Origin of the sequence: Enterococcus sp. DIV2371 (assembly GCF_050498525.1) — a bacterium.
Lineage (GTDB): Bacteria > Bacillota > Bacilli > Lactobacillales > Enterococcaceae > Enterococcus_B > Enterococcus_B mangumiae.
The window spans coordinates 744559-764166 of the sequence record NZ_JBIPAJ010000001.1 but is presented as its reverse complement, the minus strand read 5'-3'; the positions used below and the strand labels follow the sequence as shown (position 1 = coordinate 764166).

Here is a 19608-nt window from a genome sequence, read left to right as displayed (position 1 = left end):
CCGAAATGTTACGATGTTCGATTCTTTCATAAAAATATCGATCAAGAACTTCTGTTATAGTGAGATGTCACTCACTTCCCTGCTCAACCAATCACTCGTTTTTCTTTTAGATTGCCTACACGCCATTCTCTGCTTTACAAACATGTTATAATAAGCAATATCATATAAGAAAAGGTTTTGAGACTAATGACAAAAAAGCACAAATCATTTATTATCAGTATTACTTTACTTTCGCTCGTCCATCTACTATTTAGTTTCTATTATTTACGTTTATACGGTTATTTCAATCTTCATGGACAGCTGAACACGTTTCTTTTACTCTCAATGATCCTTCGAGTCGTCCTAGCAGTGTACATCGTTGTCTGTGGATTTTTCGCCATTCGAGAAGAAAAACAAAAGCTTCTCCCTTTTTATTTGCTTTTCTTCCTATTTAATCTACTCTTACCGTTTCTCTTTCAACTATGAGTTTGATTTATTTGTCTAGAAATCTTTGGTTTTACTTGAGATTCTGCTACAATAATGTAAAAAGCGCCTTAATCTAACGGGAGGTGAAAACGTGGAACACTTTCATTCAAAAGAAGAAGAAAAAACCTATTATGAACAAGAAGCACCGGAAGCCGATTTCTTAGCTTGGTACCAAGACCAAGAGCGGCCTGAATATGAGAAACCTTCCTTGACAGTCGATATCGTTTTACTCTGCTATAACAAAGAAGAAGATCAATTAAAAGTTTTGCTTATCCAGCGTAAAAGCCATCCTTATCGAAATTCCTGGGCACTTCCTGGAGGATTCGTCCAAAAGAATGAATCGACAGGTGCCAGCGTCTTAAGAGAAACCAAGGAAGAAACTGGCGTTGTCATCTCAGAAGAAAATATTGAACAACTGCATACCTTCAGTACACCAAACCGTGACCCTCGTGGCTGGGTCGTCACAGTCAGCTATCTCGCCTTTATCGGTGAAGAACCTTTGATTGCTGGAGACGATGCCAAAGAAGTCCAATGGTTTTCTCTGGAACGCAATGCAAACAAGCTTCATTTATCGAGTGGTGAGGTGGCGATCACGCTTGATTTAACGACAAGTGAATCTTCCGGCAAAGACACGTTAGCCTTTGACCACAGCGAGATCATTGTCAAAGCCTTCAACCGTGTCGTCAATAAAATGGAACATGAGCCACAGGTGCTTCAAGTTCTAGGAAAAGACTTCACGATCACAGAAGCACGTAAAGTATTTGCTAAATTTTTAGGGATCGATTTTAAAATGATCGATCATTCCAATTTTAAAAAAGCAATGTTACAGTACTTTGATGAAATCGGCGAACGTCCAGTTGGGATCGGACGTCCTTCAAAAATCTATCAATTAAAACCTGGGCATACAGAATAAAAAGAGGTGAAGGGCAGTAAATGCTCTTCTCCTCTTTTTTGGTTTGTCATAATTAGTGAGCTTTTCTTAAAGAAATTCCTAGAAACAAAAACAATAGTTGTTTTTTATAAACAAGGCGAACCCTGGCGCCCCTACCAGTTTTTTTATTCAAACAGAACTTGTTTTCCTATTTCAACTAATTCCAGACTCTTTTTTCCTGTGGAAGGATTCGTTTGTTCCTGCATATCGATCAATACTAGCTTTTTGCTGTACCATTGCGATTTGTACTGGAGTTTTGCTAATAGCTTATGCCAATCTTGGATTGAAAACTCACCTTCTGAACAGTCTGCTGAAATCGATTCGACAAACAAATAATCATAGTTACGGATGACCGTTCCTGAAATTTGTTCAAAATAGTCTTCTCGTTGAAATTTTTGTTTTAAATACAGGTCTTTGATTTTTCGTTTTTGTTTTTGGTAATTTTTAACTCTTTCAACGTGTGTCCGTCTGTGTTGCGCTGCCCGACCTTTGATCACAAGCTTTCTTTTTGCTCGAACAAGCTGCCGATCGACGTGTTTGAATTTAGGGACCGAGATATCGATCGGTGTGGACATCTCCACTAGACGATCTGGATCATAGGCGATCCCGATCCATTTATTTGATGCTTCCATTGTTTTTTGGGGAACTTCACAAAGCAATGACACATAAAACAGCTCATTGTAACGAGAGGAGATCGTCGCTGAACGAATCGTTCCTTCAATCGGACGATGGGCATGGATGCGGATCTTCTCTTTTAACTTTGGCAGTTTGATGTATGTTTCTTCTAAATAGATCGTTCCCTTTTGGTTGTTCGTCGTATACGACTGCCAAATACTTTTTTTATTTTTCAGTTTGGGGAAGCTTGCGCGTCCTTTAAAATAATTACGAAATGCACGATCCAAGTTTAATTGGGCATTCGCTAAGGCTAAACTATCGACTTCCTTTAAAAAAGGATATTGTTTTTTTAAAGAAGCAGGTGTCAACGTATAATCGATTTCTTTTGTTTCCAAATAATACGCTTGTCTGGCTTTTAATAAATGATTGTAAGTGAAACGCACACAACCAAATGTTTGGATCAACCACTGTTTTTGTGAAGCAGTGGGATAAATTCGAAATTTAAAGGCTTTTAGCATCGGCTTCTCCCTCCTAGTTTGCGACTAGCAAGGCTTCCTTTTGCCGTTTTAATTTTTTTGCATAATAAGCAACTTCTTGCTCCGTTGCATAAACGAAATGCTCTGGTGCGATCTCTCGCAACGAACGAGCTTTTCCATCGTCTGGTTCAGGTTGATACTTGATTCGACGACGTTGACGTTCATGGTCTGGGTCAGGCAAAGGAATCGCTGAGAGTAAACTTTCTGTATAAGGATGTACCCCATGATTATAGATTTCTTCACTTGTTCCCATTTCTAGTAACAAGCCATTGTGCATCACGCCGATACGGTCACTGATATGTTTCACCATAGATAAGTCATGGGCAATAAACAAGTAAGTCAAGCCTTGTTCTTTTTGCAAGTCTTGTAAAAGGTTGACTACTTGTGCTTGGATCGATACGTCTAAGGCAGAGATCGGTTCATCACAAATGATAAACTTAGGATTGACCGCTAATGCTCGGGCAATTCCGATCCGTTGACGCTGCCCACCTGAAAATTCATGTGGGTAACGTGTGCCGTGACTGGGATTCAAGCCAACAGTTTTTAGTAATTCATTGACTTTTGTTGCACGTTCTTCGGGTGATTTAGCTAATCCGTTGACATCGATGCCTTCTGCAATGATGTCACGGACTTTCATTCTCGGATTCAATGAAGCATAAGGGTCTTGGAAAATCATTTGCACTTCATGACGAAACTTGGTCATCGCTTCTTTTCCTTTTAACTTCGTTACATCTTGACCGTCAAATAAAATCTCGCCACCCGTCGGTTCATTCAAACGGATGATCGTACGTCCAGTTGTTGATTTCCCACTACCAGACTCACCAACTAAACCAAATGTTTCTCCTTCATAAATGTGGAAACTGATGTCATTCACCGCATGAACTTCATTTTTCTTTCCGACATTGAAATACTGTTTTAAGCCTTTAACCTCGAGCAGTTTTTTGTTCATTGTTCAGTCCCCCTTGGCCATGTGCTTTTTGCTTTTCTTGAAAAATCGCCCAGCGCCGTTGGATTTCTTCCGGTGGCGTCACTTTAGGTGCTTGTGGGGCTAATAGCCAAGTAGCCGCTTGATGTGTTGGTGATAATTCGAAAAACGGTGGAGCTTGTTCGGCATCGATCTTCAATGCAAACTCATTCCGTGGATAGAACGCATCGCCTTTTGGCGGATTCAAAAGATCCGGTGGCGAACCTGGGATCGCATATAAGCGGTCATTGCCACTTTCCAACGTAGGCATGGAGCCAAGTAAGCCCCAAGTATATGGATGCTGTGGATTGTAGAAAATCTCTTCAGACGTACCGACTTCAATGATTTTCCCACCATACATCACGGCTACTCGATCGGCGACGTTTGCCACAACACCAAGGTCATGGGTGATAAAAATGATCGATGTATCGATCTTTGATTGGATTTTTTTCAACAATTCTAAAATCTGTGCTTGGATCGTCACATCTAGAGCAGTCGTTGGTTCATCTGCAATCAAGATCTCTGGGTAACAAATCAACGCAATCGCAATCACGATCCGTTGGCGCTGTCCTCCTGAAAATTGATGGGGATAGCTGTGGATACGTTTTTCAGCATCCGGTATCCCTACAAGATTCAATAAATCTAAAGCGGCTTTTTGCCCTTCTTTTTTCGATACTTTATTGTGCTTACGTAAAGATTCTGCTACTTGTTTGCCGATCGTCATCGTTGGATCTAATGATGTCATCGGATCTTGGAAGATCATTGCGATTTCTTTTCCACGAATCTTTTGCATTTCTTTTTCTGTTTTATCAACAATATTTTGTCCTTTGAATAAAATCTCACCTGAATCGATCGATGCGTTACTTGAAAGTAAACGCATGATACTTCTAGTCGTTACGGATTTCCCACTACCGGATTCACCAACGATCGCCAATGTTTCACCTTTGTTCAAATGAAAATCGACGCCTCGGATTGCTTGGACTTTCCCAGCATAGGTATCAAAGGAGATTTGTAAGTTCTTTACTTCAAGAATTTTCGTCATCGTACTCACTCTTTCATTTTAGGATCAAAGGCATCACGTAAGCCATCTGCTAATAGGTTGAAACCAATCATGATCACCGATAAAGTTGCTGCCGGAATCCATAATAGATACGGCAAGTATAAGAATGTTTTATAGCCATCGCTCAACATCGTTCCCAATGAAGCAGAAGGAGGTGTCAAGCCTAGACCGATGAAGCTTAAGAAAGCTTCGAAGAAAATCGCTGATGGGATACTGAACATCATTTGGATGATGATCACGCTCGAGATGTTTGGCAAGATATGTTTAAAGGCGATCTTCCATTTGGATTCACCTAACGTCATCCCTGCTAATACATACTCTTGGTCTTTTAATTTCAATGTTTGCGCCCTGACGATCCGCGCCATTGGAATCCAGTTCGTGATCGCCATCGCTGCTACGATCGAGAAGATCCCTGGTTCAAAAACGACTAACATCAAGATCATTACGACTAAGTTAGGAATACCAGATAAGACTTCTAAGAAACGTTGCATCGCGTTATCTACACGACCACCTAGTAAACCAGAGATCAAACCATATGCTACACCGATCGTTACGTCTAGTAAGGCCGCGATAAATGCAATCAACAAGGAGATCCGTGTTCCCATGAACAAACGACTTAACACATCACGTCCTAAACCATCTGTTCCTAAAAAGTAGTTCACGTCTGCTGGAACATTTGCTTGTGCATATTTATCGACTAACTCACCTGCAACCATTGCTTTCCCATTCAGGCCATCGATATCGATGCCAGGAATACGGGGTGGCAAGTTGATATAATCCACATTTTGAGCAGTTGGATCGTGAGGAGAAACAAAAATCGTGATGATCGAGATAAAGATGATCGTCAATAGTAGCCCCATGGAAATAACTGCCGCTTTGTTTTTCTTCAATCGACGCCAAGAATCTTGAATAAAATTCAGTGAAGGAGCTTCGATTTTTTCACGTTCTTCTTCTGTATTTTTTTGTAAGGGTAAAAATTCATCTGCAGGTATTTCTGCAATTGTTTCGTAACGTTTAGGTATCAATTCCATCTAGCTTCGGCTCCCTTCAGAAACTCGGATTCTCGGATCAACTAGACCGTAGAGTAGATCCACGACTAAAATGACTAAGATCAACATAAATGAATACAAGATCGTCACAGCCATGATCGTTGGATAATCATTGGTTGTAATTGATTTAACGAATTGCTCACCGATCCCTGGAATCGCAAAAATATTTTCAACGACTAATGAACCAGTCATCAATGCTACTGCTAGTGGTCCTAACAACGTCATCAATGGGATCAAACTATTTCGTAAGCCATGCTTGAAGGCAATTTCCCAACGACTCAAACCTTTTGCTCGAGCGAGTTCAACATAATCACTATGCAACACTTCCACCATTTCTGTTCGGATGAATCGGGCAGAATCGGCTAATGGCGACATGGCTAATGCGATCGTTGGTAAGATCGTATACATGAACCCATCCCATTTGGCAATTGGTAATACGCGGAATTGGATAGCAAAAATATATTGCAACAGCACCGCAAACACAAAGTTAGGGATAGAACGACCTAAGATTGCGACTAATGTTGAAGACGTATCGACCCAAGTATTTTGTTTCATTGCCGAAATCGTTCCTAGGATCGTTCCAAAGAATGTTCCGAAAATGATTGCTTGTAGCCCAAGTTGTAACGAAGGTCCTACTCGTCCTGCTAATAAGTTAGCAACTGGTTGGTTTTTGAATTGGAATGAGATACCAAAATCTCCTTGGATCAAATTAGAAAGATAGATCCCATATTGAACGATCACTGGTTTGTCCAAACCGACTTGCTTGTTCAACATCTCGATCGTTTCAGGACTTAAACGTTCTTGGTTCGTATAAGGTGTTCCAGGTAATAATTGCATCAAAAAGAATGTAATGGTTGCAATCAACCAAAGTGTGATGACCATAAAGAAGACGCGTTTTAATACATATTTTATATAACTATTCACGAATGTTTCCCCCTAGCTTTTGACTTCTGATCAATGTTTCGCTACATTATTTAATGAACCAATGATAAAGGAGCAAAATAATGAAAAAAAAATATCGTCCTTATTTGTTTGCCAGTCTAGTGATCGTCCTCGTATTTGTAAAAAATATTGTGACTGATCAACTGACTCTTCTTCAATTATCCAATGATTTATTTTTATGTGCGTTGCCGTTTTTGATTATCGGCGGATTTTTATGGGTATTCTCCTCAGGTTTCTTTGATCACTTTCAGCGTTCGATCCATTTAGCACGAACAAGAAACCGGAAAGAAAAACCAGAATTTACTTCACTATCTTCTGTCAGCTACGGTATGTATACCTTTTGGCTGATCATCGCTGGAATTTTGCTTGTGTTTTCGATTGTCTTTGCGCTCATTTCACTTATCTAAATGAACAGCCAAAAGAATGACTAGGATCAGAAAATTGAATGTCTGGGATCTTTGAACCATCCCAGACACTCTTTTTTCTTTTTTAGGACAGATTATTCTTCAATATATGTCCATTTGTAATCCCATGATGCACCAGCAGCATGATGAACGATACCTTTGACTTTTGGATTAACTAAATGACCTTCAGCTTTTTGATAAACTGGAACGACACCCATATCTTCAGCGATGATTTTATTCGCTTCTTGTAAGTCAGCCCAACGTGCTTGTTCGTCACCAGCATCTTTAGAAGCAGAAGCTTCAACAGCTTTGTCATAGTCAGCATTTGACCATTGACCACGGTTATAAGAGTTACCTGTTACAAATAAGTCAGTGAAACTACTTGGGTCAGCGTAGTCTGCGCCCCATCCACCTAATACTGTGTCAAAATCACCAGATGATGAACGGTCTAGACGAACAGAGAATGGTACTGGTGTAGGTTTCACTTTCACACCATCTAGATTTTCTTGGATAGAGTTTTGGATATATTCGATCACTTTTTTCGTTGAGTCATCATCTGATGCCATCAATTCAAATTCTAGAGAATCGATTCCTAACTCACTCTTCGCTTTTTCCCAATATTCTTTTGCTTTATCTTGATCATATGATACTAATTCGCCTGCTTCTGCTGCGAAATCTTCATTTGTTTCAGGGTTCTTAGTCATGTCCGCAGGAATCAATCCTGTTGAAACAACTGAGCCATCACCCATTACTTGTTTCACTAATGCTTCACGGTTGATTGAATAAGAAATCGCTTTTCTTAAGTTCACATTTTTGAATGGTGAATCGTCTTCTCTTTGATTGAACTCGATATAGCTTGTACGTGCTTCTTTTACTGAAGTGTAAGCTGGATCATTCGCATTTTGTTGTGCTAATTCACCTGACAAGATGACATCGTCTGCTTGTCCATCTTTGAATAGATTCAATGCAGTAGAAGATTCTTTAACAACACTTACTTTGATTTCTGATAATTGGACTGCATCTTTATCCCAATACTCTTCATTTTTCTTGTAAGTCCATTCAGTGTCAGTTCCTGGTCCATCAAAATCAGCTAATGTAAATGGTCCATTGTAAACTGCGTTATCACTTGAAGATGCGTACGCGTCACCATGTTCCTCAACTACTGCTTGACTTTGTGGGAAGAATGAAGGGAAAGCAAGTAAGTATTGGAAGTATGGTGTTTGTTTTGCTAATGTGATTTCCAATTCATAATCGCCGACTGCTTTGATCCCTAGTTCTGATTTGTCTTTGTCGCCTGCTGTGATTGCTTCAGCATTTTCAACTGGTGCAAAAAGATACGCATATTCTGATGCCGTTGCTGGATCTACCGTACGTTGCCAACCGTAGACATAATCAGCTGCTGTGACAGGTTCACCGTTTGACCATTTTGCGTCTTCACGCAATTTGATTTTATAAGTCAGTCCATCTTCACTAACTTCAGCCATTTCACTTGCACCGGCTGGTTGAGGTTTACTATCTTCATCTAAACGATAAATTCCTTCATACACATTATTTAGTGCAGTAAAACTGATTGTATCTGTCGCGACCGATAAATCGGCTGACGGCATTTCTTGAGGTACTACTAAGTTGAAGACGCCTCCTCCATCTGCTGATCCACTACTTGCAGAACCACTACCATTTGTATCTGCACTGCCGCCACCATAACAACCGGCAAGTACTAGCCCAGATAAGGCCACAACACCAAAAGTTAAATTCTTTTTCATCTTCCGTACCCCTTTATCGAAATTTTCAGAATAATTAGTATTTTCTGAGTTGTTTATGAGTTTAATGAATAATTATTAAAATTGCAACAGTTTTTTTTGCTTTTTCTAAAAAATAATGATTATTGCATGAACATTTTATTATTTTTTTCTGAAAAATTGAGATAAATCAAGGATTTTTATCTTATCCTCTCGAGAATAAAATAATCATAAAATAATTACTGTTATAAGAACGTTTCTTATTAATGTTCGGATTTTGCCCAAAAAAAGAGCCTCCACAGTACGGGAGACTCGCATGTTTTATTCGATTGTTGTGAAATCATTTTTGGTTCTTCGTTCATTGATCGATTTCCCCAAGGCGTTTTGCCAGAATGATATCTGGTTGATTGATGCCATTTGCATCAGGAATCGCACCAACAATCTGATAGCCCAGCTTTTCATAAAATGTATAAGGATGTTTGTTGAAATTTTTGATTGCTTTCAGCTTATCCAATGGATGATCAAAAAGATCCGTGTGACTGAGACTTGTTGCTCCGTCCACATCATCTGTTCCTAAATAAACCATCACTCCACCTTTAGAGGCGATTTCTTTTTCTAAGTAATCCACTAAACGGCTACCGATATACTTCTTTCGATAAGAAGTTTCTACCACTAGAGGGTGAAGTTCCCAGCCTGTCATCCCATATTGAGGGAGCGCACCAATAAAGCCGACTAACCGATCTTGTTCCACTGCTGAAACAGCGATCCGCTCCGTTGCCAGTAGTTCCTCGACTTCTTTCATTGGTTGTTCTCCGTAATCCGCAGGCCAAGTCAATCGCAAAAGGTCAGCAAGCTGATCCTTCAAGCCAATATTTTTACGATCAAATTCACTGATGATCATCTCATTTCCCTCCATTCCGATTTCAGCCTATTCTATCAGCCGAACGAAAAAAAGAGAAGGAAAGAAAACTTAACTTTAAAAATATTTATTTTGCGACAGTTTTTTCTTTTTTCATTTGTTTGCTGCGCAACTGCCCACAGGCAGCATCAATATCTGTACCATGCTCTTTACGAATCACACAATTGATACCATTCTTCTTCAAGACATCGTAAAACTTCAATACATCAGCTTTCGGACTTCTTGAATACTGATCATGTTCACTTACTGGATTGTATGGGATCAGATTGACATAGGTCAATTTTTTCTTATCTTTCAATAAGTCTGCAAGTTGTTGTGCATGCTCAGGTCGATCATTTACTTGGTTCAACATAATGTATTCGAACGTGATCCGGCGATTGGTCTTCTCCAAGTACTCATCGACAGCTTCCATCAATTTTTCAATTGGGAAACGGCGATTGATGCGCATCATGGATGTGCGGACTTCGTTATTTGGTGCATGTAATGAAATGGCTAAGTTTACTTGTAACCCATTTTCAGCAAATTCTTTGATTTTATTCGCCAAACCACTTGTTGACACGGTGATGTGACGTGCGCCGATCGCTAAACCTTTCGCATCATTGATAATATGCAAGAAATCCATCACATTGTCGTAATTGTCAAATGGTTCACCGATCCCCATCACGACGACATGCGACACGCGCTCGCCTAGTTGACGTTCATCGAAGTAATGTTGGACCATCATGATCTGCGCCACGATCTCACCGGCTGTTAAATCACGATTTTTCTTTAATAGCCCACTCGCACAGAAAGTACAGCCGATATTACAGCCAACTTGTGTAGTTACACACACAGACAAACCGTATTCCTGTCTCATCAAGACCGTTTCGATCATATTTTTATCTGGCAACTCAAATAAATATTTGACTGTCCCATCACTTGCCTCTTGCACGACCATTTGTTTCAATGGATTGATCACAAAATGCTCAGATAGCTTTTCAATCAAACTTTTAGACAGATTGGTCATCTCTTCAAAGCTGGTCACACGCTTTTGGTAAAGCCATTCCCATACTTGTGACGCACGGAATTTCTTTTCACCATGTTCTAAAAACCAAGCAGTCAATTCTTTATTCGTAAAACCGTAAATGGATTGTTTTTCCACGATTATTCCCTCTTTTTCTCAAAGTATCGCTACATACTATAACTGATTCCTTTTATTAATGCAATAGTTCACAAAAGAAACTAAATAATCGTTAAAAACTAGGACTACTTCTTATTCAGGTCAGGATTGAATATCATCCACCTCATCATATTCTTCTGTCAACTTTTCTGGATCTAAAATCAACCACTTGATAAAGATAAGACCAAGAATGAGTAAAGTCGCTGGGATGATCAAGAAGAAACTGAATAAAAGAGGTGACCCATACCCGACAGCAGAAATGATCAAGCCAACCACTTTTTTAGAGTCTACTGCTTTTGAAAGTAATAAGTACAAGGTTAAAGTAAAGCCGATCACACAAATCATACTCAGAATCGACCAAAAAATGATCCCATAAAAGTTGCCCCAAATACGTGTCACATAGATGAGCGGAACCAGACCTGACTGCTCTGCTACTCGGTTAAAGAAACCGAAAAGGTAAACCACTGTTTGAACGATATTCAAGATGAAAATCGTTTTGATCATTTTTTTATGCATGTTGTTTTCTCCTTTTCTAGTAGTAGAAGCCATCGTAGCGATAAGGCTCGTAATTATAAAAATCCTGGATGATCGAATGACGATAACTCAATAAACTATACAGAAAAAATACGATGATTCCAAGATGTAATACGATGATCCCAATTTGAATAATAAACATGGCTACTCCAGCACGACTCCAAGTTTTTTGAACTTTTTTAAATGTGGCTATATCTGTATAGTCGCCATCTCTCCATGCCCATTCGTTGCCTTTGAATCCGCAAATAAATACCCAAACAAGATTGAATACTGGAATCAAACATAATAGTGGCAGATAGGTTTTATTCCCGATTCCCCAAAGAATATTGAGAGAAAATGCTCCCCAGTTCCATTTTTTGATTTCTTCCGGCACTTCCTTGTTGCCCCCTTGAAGGACAGCATTTGCAAAGCCAACTTGAGGTTCATCAATAGGTGCTTTTTGGTTTTGACTGGTTGGTTGTAGCGGTTCTTTGATTGATTCTTCATTTGGTTCTTTAGCTGGTTCTTCGATGGGCGCTTTGATTAGTTCTTCATTCGGTTCTTTAGCTGATTCTTCGATTGGCGCTTTAATCGCTTCTTTAGTTGGTTCTTCGATGGGGGCTTCATTTGATGCTTCGATTGGCTCTTTGATCAGTTCCTCGTTCGGTTCTCCTGTTACTTCGTCTGTTTGTTCTTGCGTTCGTGCTTCACCTTGCTCGTTGACAGGCGTATCGACCACTTCCTCCGTCATTTCTGTGGGTTGTTCATTTGCCATTTCTTCGGCAGCTTCATTCGTTGCTTGATCGAGCTTTTTGGTTTTCTCATCGTTCATTCAGTGAATCTCCTTTCATCTAAAAAAACTATTGTGTCTTTAAGCTTATCATTTTTTTAGGAAGAATAATTTTATAATCATTGTTCTGTTACTACCTGTTTTTTTTAGTCTTAGATATTTTTTTAAACTACACACAAAAAAAAGCAAAAAATCAATTCAATAAGAAAAGATTTCTTGCTTTTAATTTATATCTCTTGATTGTCAGATAGTGGCTGATCCATGGATTCTTCCACCTGCTCAATAAAGACTTTACGTGGTTTACTTCCTTCTGAAGGACCTACGACTCCATGCGCTTCCAGCTCATCGACTAAACGGGCTGCCCGATTGTAACCGATTCTGAAACGTCGCTGCAATAAAGAAATACTTGCAGTTTGCATTTCGATGACTAACGCCTTTGCCTCTTCAAATAGTTCATCTTGTGGTTGCTCGTTTGAACCCGTTGATTCGACTTCATCGGTCGGCATCATTTTCTCTTCATAATTTGCTTCTTGTTGATCCGTTACAAAGCTTACCACCCGTTCGACTTCATGATCGGAGATGAATGCGCCTTGGACCCGGATCGGTTTGTTCTCACCCATTGGCAAGAAGAGCATATCCCCTCGTCCCAAGAGCTTTTCAGCACCATTGGAATCAATGATCGTCCGTGAATCGGTTCCGCTGGATACAGCAAACGCCATGCGGGAAGGAACGTTTGCTTTGATGATCCCAGTGATAACGTCCACACTTGGTCGTTGTGTCGCTAAGATCATATGGATTCCTGCGGCACGAGCCATTTGCGCTAAACGAATGATCGCATCTTCAACTTCGTTACTTGCGACCATCATCAGATCCGCCAATTCATCGACAATGACGACGATAAACGGCAAGGTTGGATGTTTCGTCCCATTTTCCAGATTTTTTTGTTGAACAAATTCATTGTACCCAGAGATATTTCTCACACCAGTTGCAGCAAATTTCTCGTAACGTTCTTCCATTTCCTGAACGACTTTTTGTAATGCTTGCGCCGCTTTTCTTGGGTTAGTTACGACCGGCGTCAATAAATGCGGGATGCCGTTATACATATTCAACTCAACCATTTTCGGATCGATCATCATCAATTTTACTTCATGCGGTTTTGCGCGCATCAAGATACTTGTGATGATCCCATTGATGGCGACCGACTTCCCACTACCAGTCGATCCGGCAACAAGCAAGTGAGGCATTTTAGATAAATCAGCCGTTTGGACACGACCAGAAACATCTCGTCCTAATGGTACTTCCAATAGTTTGTCTGGATGATCCGGCTGTGCTTCGATGATCTCTCTAAAGGAAACCATACTGATCTTGCTATTCGGTACTTCGATCCCAATCAATGATTTCCCAGGAATCGGCGCTTCCATCCGGACATCTTTTGCAGCTAAAGCTAACGCAATATCATCCGTCAAACTAACGATCTTACTTACTTTTACTCCGACAGCCGGTTGGATCTCAAACTTCGTCACAGAAGGTCCTAAACTCGCTTTGACGACTTTTGCATCGACACCAAAACTTTGGAAGGTTTGTTCTAGGACGCCAATGTTTTTCTCGATTTTCTTATACTCGTCACTTTGGTCTACCGTCTGTGCCGAATCTAATAAATCGATCGAAGGTAGTTCGTATGCTTGATTTTCTTCTTCTGCTTCGATCTCAAATTCTAGTGCAGTGCCATCATCTTCAAAGAGCTCTTCTTCTGATAGCTCCTGCGTTTCTGTCGGCTGTGCTGTTGCTTGTGTCGGACGTTCCATCACAGGAGACTGGACATTCCCTTGAAAACTATCGATGGGAACAAAACTCAATTGTTCTGGTTCCTTTTCTTCATAACTATTTGAAGCTTGTTCGTCAAAATTATTTTGACGAGTCGCTTGTTTTTGTTCCATTTCCGCCATTTCAGCTTCTGCTGCTTCTTTCGCAGCAAGTCGCTTGGCTTCTTTTGCTTCGGCGCGTTGCTTTTGTCGTTCTTCTTTCGCTGCTTGTTTACGTGCCTGTTTCTCTGGATCTCCTTCCAACAATTGTTGGAATTTCTCTCCCATGGTCTGCAAGCCATCCAGTAATTGATGTCCTTCGATATTACTGATCAAAGTTGCTCCGCCAATAATCAGTAAAACAGCAACAAAATAACTACCTGGTTGAGCAATCAAAAAGAACGTCAAATTATAAAGAAATGCACCTAACATCCCTCCACCGACATTTGCGGTGATTTGACTTTGGCGAATATCTGCCGATAGCAGGTCCCAAGTCGTTCCGATAATATTTGGTTCACCACTGTTCAATTTCCCAAAAAGGTTGGCATGTAAAAAGAGCAAGATACCTAAATAAAACAGTCCTACTCCCAACCAACGACGACTCTTGCCCATCGTAAATTCTCTATTTTTGACCATGATCCAAAATCCTAAAACTGCTAATACTACACAGAGGATCTGATACGTATTTCCAGCGACTATGCGAAAGCCGTTCGCCACTAAAATGCCTAAAAAGCCAAGTTTTAAAAAGCCAAAGACGGCAAATAGTATAAAAGCAAAGCCAACACCGATCGCAATCATTTGCTCCTGCTGCTGTTTTTGTTTTTTTGTTTTTCTCTTCTTCTTAGCAGGACGTTTTTTCTTTGCCATGATTTATCCCTCTTTTCATCAAGTTCCATTATACAAAAAAAAGCAAGCGAACAAAAGTTTTGTTTGTCCGATTGCTGATTTTCTTTCTTTATCAAAAAAAGAAGAGCCGGACCTACGTCCTCTCTTCCTTTTTTTCATATTCATTTTTTATGAAGAAATGGTTCAAATGACCAGCTACTCGCCAATATTCGCTCCATTTTCACGAATCACTTGTTGGTACCAATAGTAGCTATCTTTTTTGTAGCGATCAAGTGAACCTTCTTGTGTTTCATCTTGATCCACGTATACAAAACCATAACGTTTTTGGTAACCATTCAACCAGCTAAGCAGATCTGTATAAGACCAAGTGCAATAGCCCAAGACTTCTGCGCCATCTGAAATTGCTTCTTTGATTGCTTTTACATGGCTTTCCAAGTAGTTGATACGATAATCATCGTGGATTTTTTTATCTTCGGTCAATTTATCGTATTCACCTAAACCATTCTCAGTAATCAAAACAGGAATACGGTAACGGCTTGTGATCCGACGCAACGCAACACGTAACCCTTCCGGATCAATCTCCCAATCCCAATTCGTACGTTCGACAAATGGATTTTCGATCTTTTTATACATGCCAGGTACGCCTGTCTCCTCTGATGAGCCTTTTTTACCTGTCGTATTCATCTTACCAGCACCCACGCCATCCAATGGATTAAAGGCATTCGTTGCTGTTTGATAGTAGTTGATCCCTAAAAAGTCAGGTTTGGCTGAAGCTAATAGTTCCTCATCGCCCGCTTCGATCGTTGGTGCCCATCCTTGCTCTTCTAAGAATTTCATCGCAGCAATCGGATATTTGCCCCACATGTACACATCCATCCAATAATGAGCCATCAAATCTTCGGCATTTTCAGCCGCCAAAATGTTTTTTGGATCGCTGTCGATTGGATAATTTGGCGTATACGCAAAACTTGGTCCGATCTTCCCAGGCATGTCCATTTCATGAAAGGCATTGATGACAGCTGCATTTGCCAAGTTTGCAATGTGGTTCACCTGATACATCCGTTTTGGATCAGTTACTCCAGGAGGATGTACAGCTAATAAATAACCTAGTGAAGTGAAAATATTTTGCTCGTTCAAACTCACCCAATAATGGACTTTGCCACGAAACGCTTCGAATAACGTTTTTGCATAGTTCGTAAAATCTTCGATGATCTGACGAGATTCCCATCCTTGGTATTCATCTTGTAATGCTTGTGGTAAATCCCAATGATACAATGTCAACATTGGTTCAATGTCGTTTTTGATCAATTCATCAATCAAGTCCATATAGAAAGCCAAACCTTCTTGATTGATCTCCCCGCGGCCATTTGGAAAAATACGTGTCCAAGCCACAGAGAAGCGATACGTTTTCAAACCTTGTTCTTTCATCAAGGCAATGTCTTCTTTATAACGATGGTAGTGATCTACTGCTAGGTCACCATTCGTTCCTTTAAATGTCTTACCTGGAATACGGACAAAGCGATCCCAAACTGACTCACCTTTTCCGCCTTCTTGCCATGCGCCTTCTACTTGATAGGCTGCTGAAGCAGATCCCCAAAGAAAATCATCAGGAAATGCCGTTAACTTTTGGTGTCCCATGAACATCTTCCTTTCCTAGTTCAATCTTTACCTCTTTAGAATAACACGAAACCCTTTTCATTACCAAGTAGATTTTCGACTTTTCATCACAAAAGTCTAGTCATTTTAAAAAAAAGTCTGACATATAGCAAAAAAAGAGAGCACAGCAGATGCTGTCCCCCCTTTTTCGGATTTCACCATGATTTTGCGCCTCATGCCATCCTGTCACCTATTCTGGTGTGACATCCTCGCCAAACCATTTCTCTGAAATCTTTTTAAACTCTCCGTTTTCAACCAATTCAGCGATGCCATCATTGATTTTCTTCACGAGTAGTTCATCATTTTTTCGCGCACCGACAGCAAAATCTTCTCCGTCAAACTCCCCTTTGATCACGTTGAAATCATCTAATTCGTCGCGTACGGTCAAAAAGTATTCTGCGTAGACTTTATCGATCAAGACGCCATCTGTACGACCACTCTTCAAATCGATCAATGCTTCATTGAAACTTGCGTATAAGACCGCATCTTGATTTTTTACATAATCTTTCAAGATCTCTGGGTGTCTGACAAACATATCATAGCCAGAAGAGCCATTTTGTGCGCCTAATACTTTGTCTTTCATTTGTTCAAAGCTAGTGATGCCAGAATCTTTAGGTGTGATCAGTACTTGATCATTTTTCATATATGGTTTTGTGAACAACACTTTTTCTTCACGTTCCGGTGTTTTTGAATAACCATTCCAGATCAAATCGATCGTCCCATTATTCAATTCGAATTCTTTCATCGACCAATCGATGGGCTGGAATTCAACCGTGATGCCATATTCATCAAAGACAGCTTTTGCCAAATCAATATCAAAACCTGTCAGTTTGCCATCTTTATCACGAAAACCCATTGGTACAAAACTGTCGTCTAGTCCCACGATGATCTTTTTTTCTTGATTGATCCTTGTCCAACTTTCTGTCGCTGTCCGCTCGTTCGTGCAGCCAGTTAAAAAGAAAAAACCAATCAAAGATAGGATCAAAAAGCTGAATTTTTTCATTTTCTCCCCACCGCTTTCTTACTTACTTGGTACAACTTTGATCAATTGATCCCCAACATTTTCAGCAAATACTAAATCATGGGTCACGATGATTTGTGTCACACCTTCTTCTTTTAATGTAAGAATCAATTTTTCTACTTGTTGACGTAACTCTGGATCTAACGCACTCGTTGGTTCATCATACGCTAATACTCGCGGGTTCATTGCCAACGCACGGGCAATTGCCACCCGTTGTTTTTGTCCCCCAGATAACTGATAAGGATAATTTCCCAATAAATCACGAATACCTAAGGAATCAGCTAACTCTTCTGCTTTTTTCGTGTATTCTTCTTTGCTTTGTTTCAACACCATTTTAGGCGCCAAAGTAATATTGTCAAAAATACTCAAGTGTGGGAAAAGCTGAAAATCTTGAAACACGACTCCTATAACTTGTTCTTCTGTTTTCAATTCAAATGGGTCGAATTTTGAGCCATCAAGGAAAAACTCGCCACTGTCTGCTTTTTCCAATCCAGCTAAAATACGTAGCATCGTTGTTTTTCCGCCACCAGACGGTCCGCCGATCGCCAATGTTTGTCCTTCTGGGATTACTAAGTTAAAATCTTTGATCACTTGTTTGTCACCAAATGATTTACTAATATTTTTTAATTCAATCATCGCTGTTCCCTCCTCGATTCTTAGCGGTAATAATTTAATTTTTCTTCAATTTGTTTCAACACGATCGTCAAAATCCCTGTCAATGCTAGGTAGATCAACGCAACACCAAGTAGTGGAAGCAAGCTAGCATCTCGTTCCATCGCAATCTTCCCTGCGCGCATCACATCTCCTAGACCTAAGATATAAATCAAAGAAGAATCTTTCACTAGATTGATGACTTCATTCCCTACAGAAGGTAAAACGATTTTTGTTACTTGCGGAATAATGATTCTTGTCACTGTTTGGAAAGGACTCAACTGTAACACTTGCGCTGCTTCATATTGCCCTTTAGGAATTGACTGGATACCGCCACGGAAAATCTCTGCAAAGTATGCAGCATAATTTAAAATGAATGCGATCAAGGCAGCTTCGAAGCGGTCAAATACGATCCCAATCGTTGGTAAGCCATAAAATACGAAAATCAATTGTAATAATAGCGGTGTTCCTCGCATGATCCAGACATACGTCTGTAAGAAATAACGTATCGGTTTAAAATGCAACGACAATCCTAAAGCTAAAATAATTCCTAACGGCAAAGAACCAATCAAGGTAAAGGCAAATAATTTTAAGGTTGTCAGCGCCCCTACTAACAACTGTGGCATCACTTCTAATAAATCATTCATTTTTCTTCCTCCTCTTTTCTTTAAAGGGGTACATTGTTAGCTGTCCCTTCCAACCACATGAAAAACAAAAAAAGTCCTTTGATCCGAAGATCAAAGGACGTAAAATACGTGGTTCCACCTTTTTTTATTAGTTTTTCGCAAAACTAACCTTATCTGGTCGTCTAACAACGACCGCAGCTATAACGGGCTTCCCGGATTTCCTTACTGGTTGTTCAGAAAATCGACTCCAAGATGTGTTTCACAATCAGTTATTGTCTCTTCTCACCAACCAGAGACTCTCTTCAAACACTTAATCGCTACTCTTCTTTTCGATGTCTTTTATTTAACTTAATGAGTAATTTACCTGATTCATTTTTATTTGTCAATCTTTTTTGTGCTAAAATAAATAAAAAATGAATGGAGGTTTGTTTTTTATGTCTGATGCCACGAAACAAGAAGCTTATGATCTACTTGATCGATTAGCAATCAATTACCAAGAAGTGAGCCATCCGGCAATCACTTCCGTCAAAAATCTCACGTTCTCTTTGCCAGGACCACAAGTCAAAAATCTCTTAATCAAGTCAAAGAAAGGCAAACAAATTTATTTCGTCGTCTTGCCTGATGAAAAACAAGCCGATTTAAAGTTGTTGGCAGAACAGTTGAAAGAAAAACGATTATCATTTGTTTCAGAAGAACAAGTGAAACGTCTATTACATGTTCCACCAGGTACCGTCAATCCGTTTGCCTTAGTCAACGATTTAGAAAACGAGGTCCAAGTCGTCATTGATTCCTCAATCGACCGCAAAGATACCGTCGGCTTTCATCCAAACAGCAATACGAGTACTGTCATTTTTCCCTTTGCAGATTTTGAACGATTACTCGCTCATCTGAATCATCTGCCATGGTATGAAGTCTTGTAG

General features: G+C 39.9%; 18 protein-coding genes, 2 pseudogenes and 1 other annotated feature. Of the genes and pseudogenes, 4 read left to right on the top strand and 16 right to left on the bottom strand.

Features of this window, described 5'->3' with window-relative positions; genetic code table 11:
- Window positions 1-186 precede the first annotated feature (186 nt).
- Both IGL24_RS03535 and IGL24_RS03530 read left to right on the top strand, forming a co-directional pair.
- A complete protein-coding gene (locus tag IGL24_RS03535) occupies window positions 187-465 on the top strand; it encodes a hypothetical protein (RefSeq protein ID WP_242699779.1) in 279 nt (92 codons plus the stop codon).
- Window positions 466-556: 91 nt separating this feature from the next.
- Window positions 557-1378, top strand: a complete 822-nt coding sequence (locus IGL24_RS03530; protein WP_206853365.1) for an NUDIX domain-containing protein — start codon at window positions 557-559, stop codon at window positions 1376-1378.
- 143 nt (window positions 1379-1521) lie between these two features.
- Here the strand turns inward: IGL24_RS03530 and IGL24_RS03525 are convergent, their stop codons facing one another.
- Genes IGL24_RS03525 through opp3b form a run of 5 tightly spaced genes read right to left on the bottom strand, consistent with a single transcriptional unit; the run spans window position 1522 to window position 6544 of the window.
- Window positions 1522-2529 (bottom strand): RNA-guided endonuclease TnpB family protein, encoded by a 1008-nt coding sequence (locus IGL24_RS03525; protein ID WP_206853367.1) that lies wholly within the window; start codon window positions 2527-2529, stop codon window positions 1522-1524.
- Between the two features lie 13 nt (window positions 2530-2542).
- Window positions 2543-3496 (bottom strand): ABC transporter ATP-binding protein, encoded by a 954-nt coding sequence (locus IGL24_RS03520; RefSeq protein ID WP_206853369.1) that lies wholly within the window; start codon window positions 3494-3496, stop codon window positions 2543-2545.
- Window positions 3471-4553, bottom strand: coding sequence for an ABC transporter ATP-binding protein (locus IGL24_RS03515; RefSeq protein ID WP_206853371.1), 1083 nt, complete (start codon window positions 4551-4553; stop codon window positions 3471-3473). Before IGL24_RS03515 ends, IGL24_RS03520 begins: the two co-directional genes overlap by 26 nt.
- Before the next feature lie 5 nt (window positions 4554-4558).
- Complete coding sequence (locus IGL24_RS03510) at window positions 4559-5602, bottom strand: ABC transporter permease (RefSeq protein ID WP_206853373.1); 1044 nt, start codon at window positions 5600-5602, stop codon at window positions 4559-4561.
- Window positions 5603-6544: an oligopeptide ABC transporter permease gene (gene opp3b / locus IGL24_RS03505; protein ID WP_019722500.1), complete on the bottom strand. Its 942-nt coding sequence runs from the start codon at window positions 6542-6544 to the stop codon at window positions 5603-5605.
- Between the two features lie 80 nt (window positions 6545-6624).
- Here opp3b and IGL24_RS03500 point away from each other — a divergent pair, with 80 nt between their 5' ends.
- On the top strand, window positions 6625-6969 hold the full coding sequence (locus tag IGL24_RS03500) for a DUF3899 domain-containing protein (RefSeq protein WP_207115548.1): 345 nt from the start codon (window positions 6625-6627) through the stop codon (window positions 6967-6969).
- Window positions 6970-7061: 92 nt separating this feature from the next.
- Here the strand turns inward: IGL24_RS03500 and IGL24_RS03495 are convergent, their stop codons facing one another.
- The 11 genes and pseudogenes from IGL24_RS03495 to IGL24_RS03445 form a co-directional block, all read right to left on the bottom strand.
- Window positions 7062-8729 carry a peptide ABC transporter substrate-binding protein gene (locus IGL24_RS03495; protein WP_207700077.1) on the bottom strand — a complete coding sequence of 556 codons (1668 nt, stop codon included), beginning with the start codon at window positions 8727-8729 and terminating at the stop codon, window positions 7062-7064.
- Window positions 8730-9063: 334 nt separating this feature from the next.
- Window positions 9064-9606 carry an aminoglycoside N-acetyltransferase AAC(6')-Ii gene (aac(6'), locus tag IGL24_RS03490; protein WP_206857046.1) on the bottom strand — a complete coding sequence of 181 codons (543 nt, stop codon included), beginning with the start codon at window positions 9604-9606 and terminating at the stop codon, window positions 9064-9066.
- Window positions 9607-9691: 85 nt separating this feature from the next.
- The gene (gene rlmN, locus IGL24_RS03485; protein ID WP_206857045.1) at window positions 9692-10765 is read right to left on the bottom strand and encodes a 23S rRNA (adenine(2503)-C(2))-methyltransferase RlmN; all 1074 of its coding nucleotides are present in this window, start codon (window positions 10763-10765) and stop codon (window positions 9692-9694) included.
- A 120-nt stretch (window positions 10766-10885) separates the two neighbouring features.
- On the bottom strand, window positions 10886-11299 hold the full coding sequence (locus tag IGL24_RS03480) for a hypothetical protein (protein WP_206857043.1): 414 nt from the start codon (window positions 11297-11299) through the stop codon (window positions 10886-10888).
- 16 nt (window positions 11300-11315) lie between these two features.
- A complete protein-coding gene (locus IGL24_RS03475) occupies window positions 11316-11690 on the bottom strand; it encodes a ribonuclease G (RefSeq protein WP_206857053.1) in 375 nt (124 codons plus the stop codon).
- Between the two features lie 623 nt (window positions 11691-12313).
- Window positions 12314-13831: pseudogene (locus IGL24_RS03470) on the bottom strand (DNA translocase FtsK); the annotation flags it as partial.
- A gap of 74 nt (window positions 13832-13905) precedes the next feature.
- A pseudogene (locus IGL24_RS03465) lies at window positions 13906-14755 on the bottom strand (cell division protein FtsK); the annotation flags it as partial.
- Window positions 14756-14929: 174 nt separating this feature from the next.
- On the bottom strand, window positions 14930-16372 hold the full coding sequence (locus IGL24_RS03460) for a glycoside hydrolase family 1 protein (protein ID WP_207700076.1): 1443 nt from the start codon (window positions 16370-16372) through the stop codon (window positions 14930-14932).
- Between the two features lie 208 nt (window positions 16373-16580).
- On the bottom strand, window positions 16581-17393 hold the full coding sequence (locus IGL24_RS03455; protein ID WP_206857037.1) for an amino acid ABC transporter substrate-binding protein: 813 nt from the start codon (window positions 17391-17393) through the stop codon (window positions 16581-16583).
- 18 nt (window positions 17394-17411) lie between these two features.
- The gene (locus IGL24_RS03450) at window positions 17412-18047 is read right to left on the bottom strand and encodes an amino acid ABC transporter ATP-binding protein (protein ID WP_206857036.1); all 636 of its coding nucleotides are present in this window, start codon (window positions 18045-18047) and stop codon (window positions 17412-17414) included.
- A 20-nt stretch (window positions 18048-18067) separates the two neighbouring features.
- On the bottom strand, window positions 18068-18709 hold the full coding sequence (locus tag IGL24_RS03445) for an amino acid ABC transporter permease (RefSeq protein WP_206857035.1): 642 nt from the start codon (window positions 18707-18709) through the stop codon (window positions 18068-18070).
- A gap of 90 nt (window positions 18710-18799) precedes the next feature.
- Window positions 18800-19030 (bottom strand) — a binding site (T-box leader).
- A gap of 92 nt (window positions 19031-19122) precedes the next feature.
- Between IGL24_RS03445 and IGL24_RS03440 the strand changes: the two genes are divergently transcribed.
- The gene (locus IGL24_RS03440) at window positions 19123-19608 is read left to right on the top strand and encodes a prolyl-tRNA synthetase associated domain-containing protein (RefSeq protein WP_206857034.1); all 486 of its coding nucleotides are present in this window, start codon (window positions 19123-19125) and stop codon (window positions 19606-19608) included.

Excerpts from the sequence above, each read along its gene's own strand:
- IGL24_RS03535 (WP_242699779.1), top strand. The coding sequence starts at position 187 with ATGACAAAAAAGCACAAATCATTTATTATCAGTATTACTTTACTTTCG.
- IGL24_RS03525 (WP_206853367.1), bottom strand. The coding sequence starts at position 2,529 with ATGCTAAAAGCCTTTAAATTTCGAATTTATCCCACTGCTTCACAAAAA.
- IGL24_RS03520 (WP_206853369.1), bottom strand. The coding sequence starts at position 3,496 with ATGAACAAAAAACTGCTCGAGGTTAAAGGCTTAAAACAGTATTTCAAT.
- IGL24_RS03515 (WP_206853371.1), bottom strand. The coding sequence starts at position 4,553 with ATGACGAAAATTCTTGAAGTAAAGAACTTACAAATCTCCTTTGATACC.
- IGL24_RS03510 (WP_206853373.1), bottom strand. The coding sequence starts at position 5,602 with ATGGAATTGATACCTAAACGTTACGAAACAATTGCAGAAATACCTGCA.
- IGL24_RS03500 (WP_207115548.1), top strand. The coding sequence starts at position 6,625 with ATGAAAAAAAAATATCGTCCTTATTTGTTTGCCAGTCTAGTGATCGTC.
- IGL24_RS03495 (WP_207700077.1), bottom strand. The coding sequence starts at position 8,729 with ATGAAAAAGAATTTAACTTTTGGTGTTGTGGCCTTATCTGGGCTAGTA.
- IGL24_RS03480 (WP_206857043.1), bottom strand. The coding sequence starts at position 11,299 with ATGCATAAAAAAATGATCAAAACGATTTTCATCTTGAATATCGTTCAA.
- IGL24_RS03460 (WP_207700076.1), bottom strand. The coding sequence starts at position 16,372 with ATGGGACACCAAAAGTTAACGGCATTTCCTGATGATTTTCTTTGGGGA.
- IGL24_RS03455 (WP_206857037.1), bottom strand. The coding sequence starts at position 17,393 with ATGAAAAAATTCAGCTTTTTGATCCTATCTTTGATTGGTTTTTTCTTT.
- IGL24_RS03450 (WP_206857036.1), bottom strand. The coding sequence starts at position 18,047 with ATGATTGAATTAAAAAATATTAGTAAATCATTTGGTGACAAACAAGTG.
- IGL24_RS03445 (WP_206857035.1), bottom strand. The coding sequence starts at position 18,709 with ATGAATGATTTATTAGAAGTGATGCCACAGTTGTTAGTAGGGGCGCTG.
- IGL24_RS03440 (WP_206857034.1), top strand. The coding sequence starts at position 19,123 with ATGTCTGATGCCACGAAACAAGAAGCTTATGATCTACTTGATCGATTA.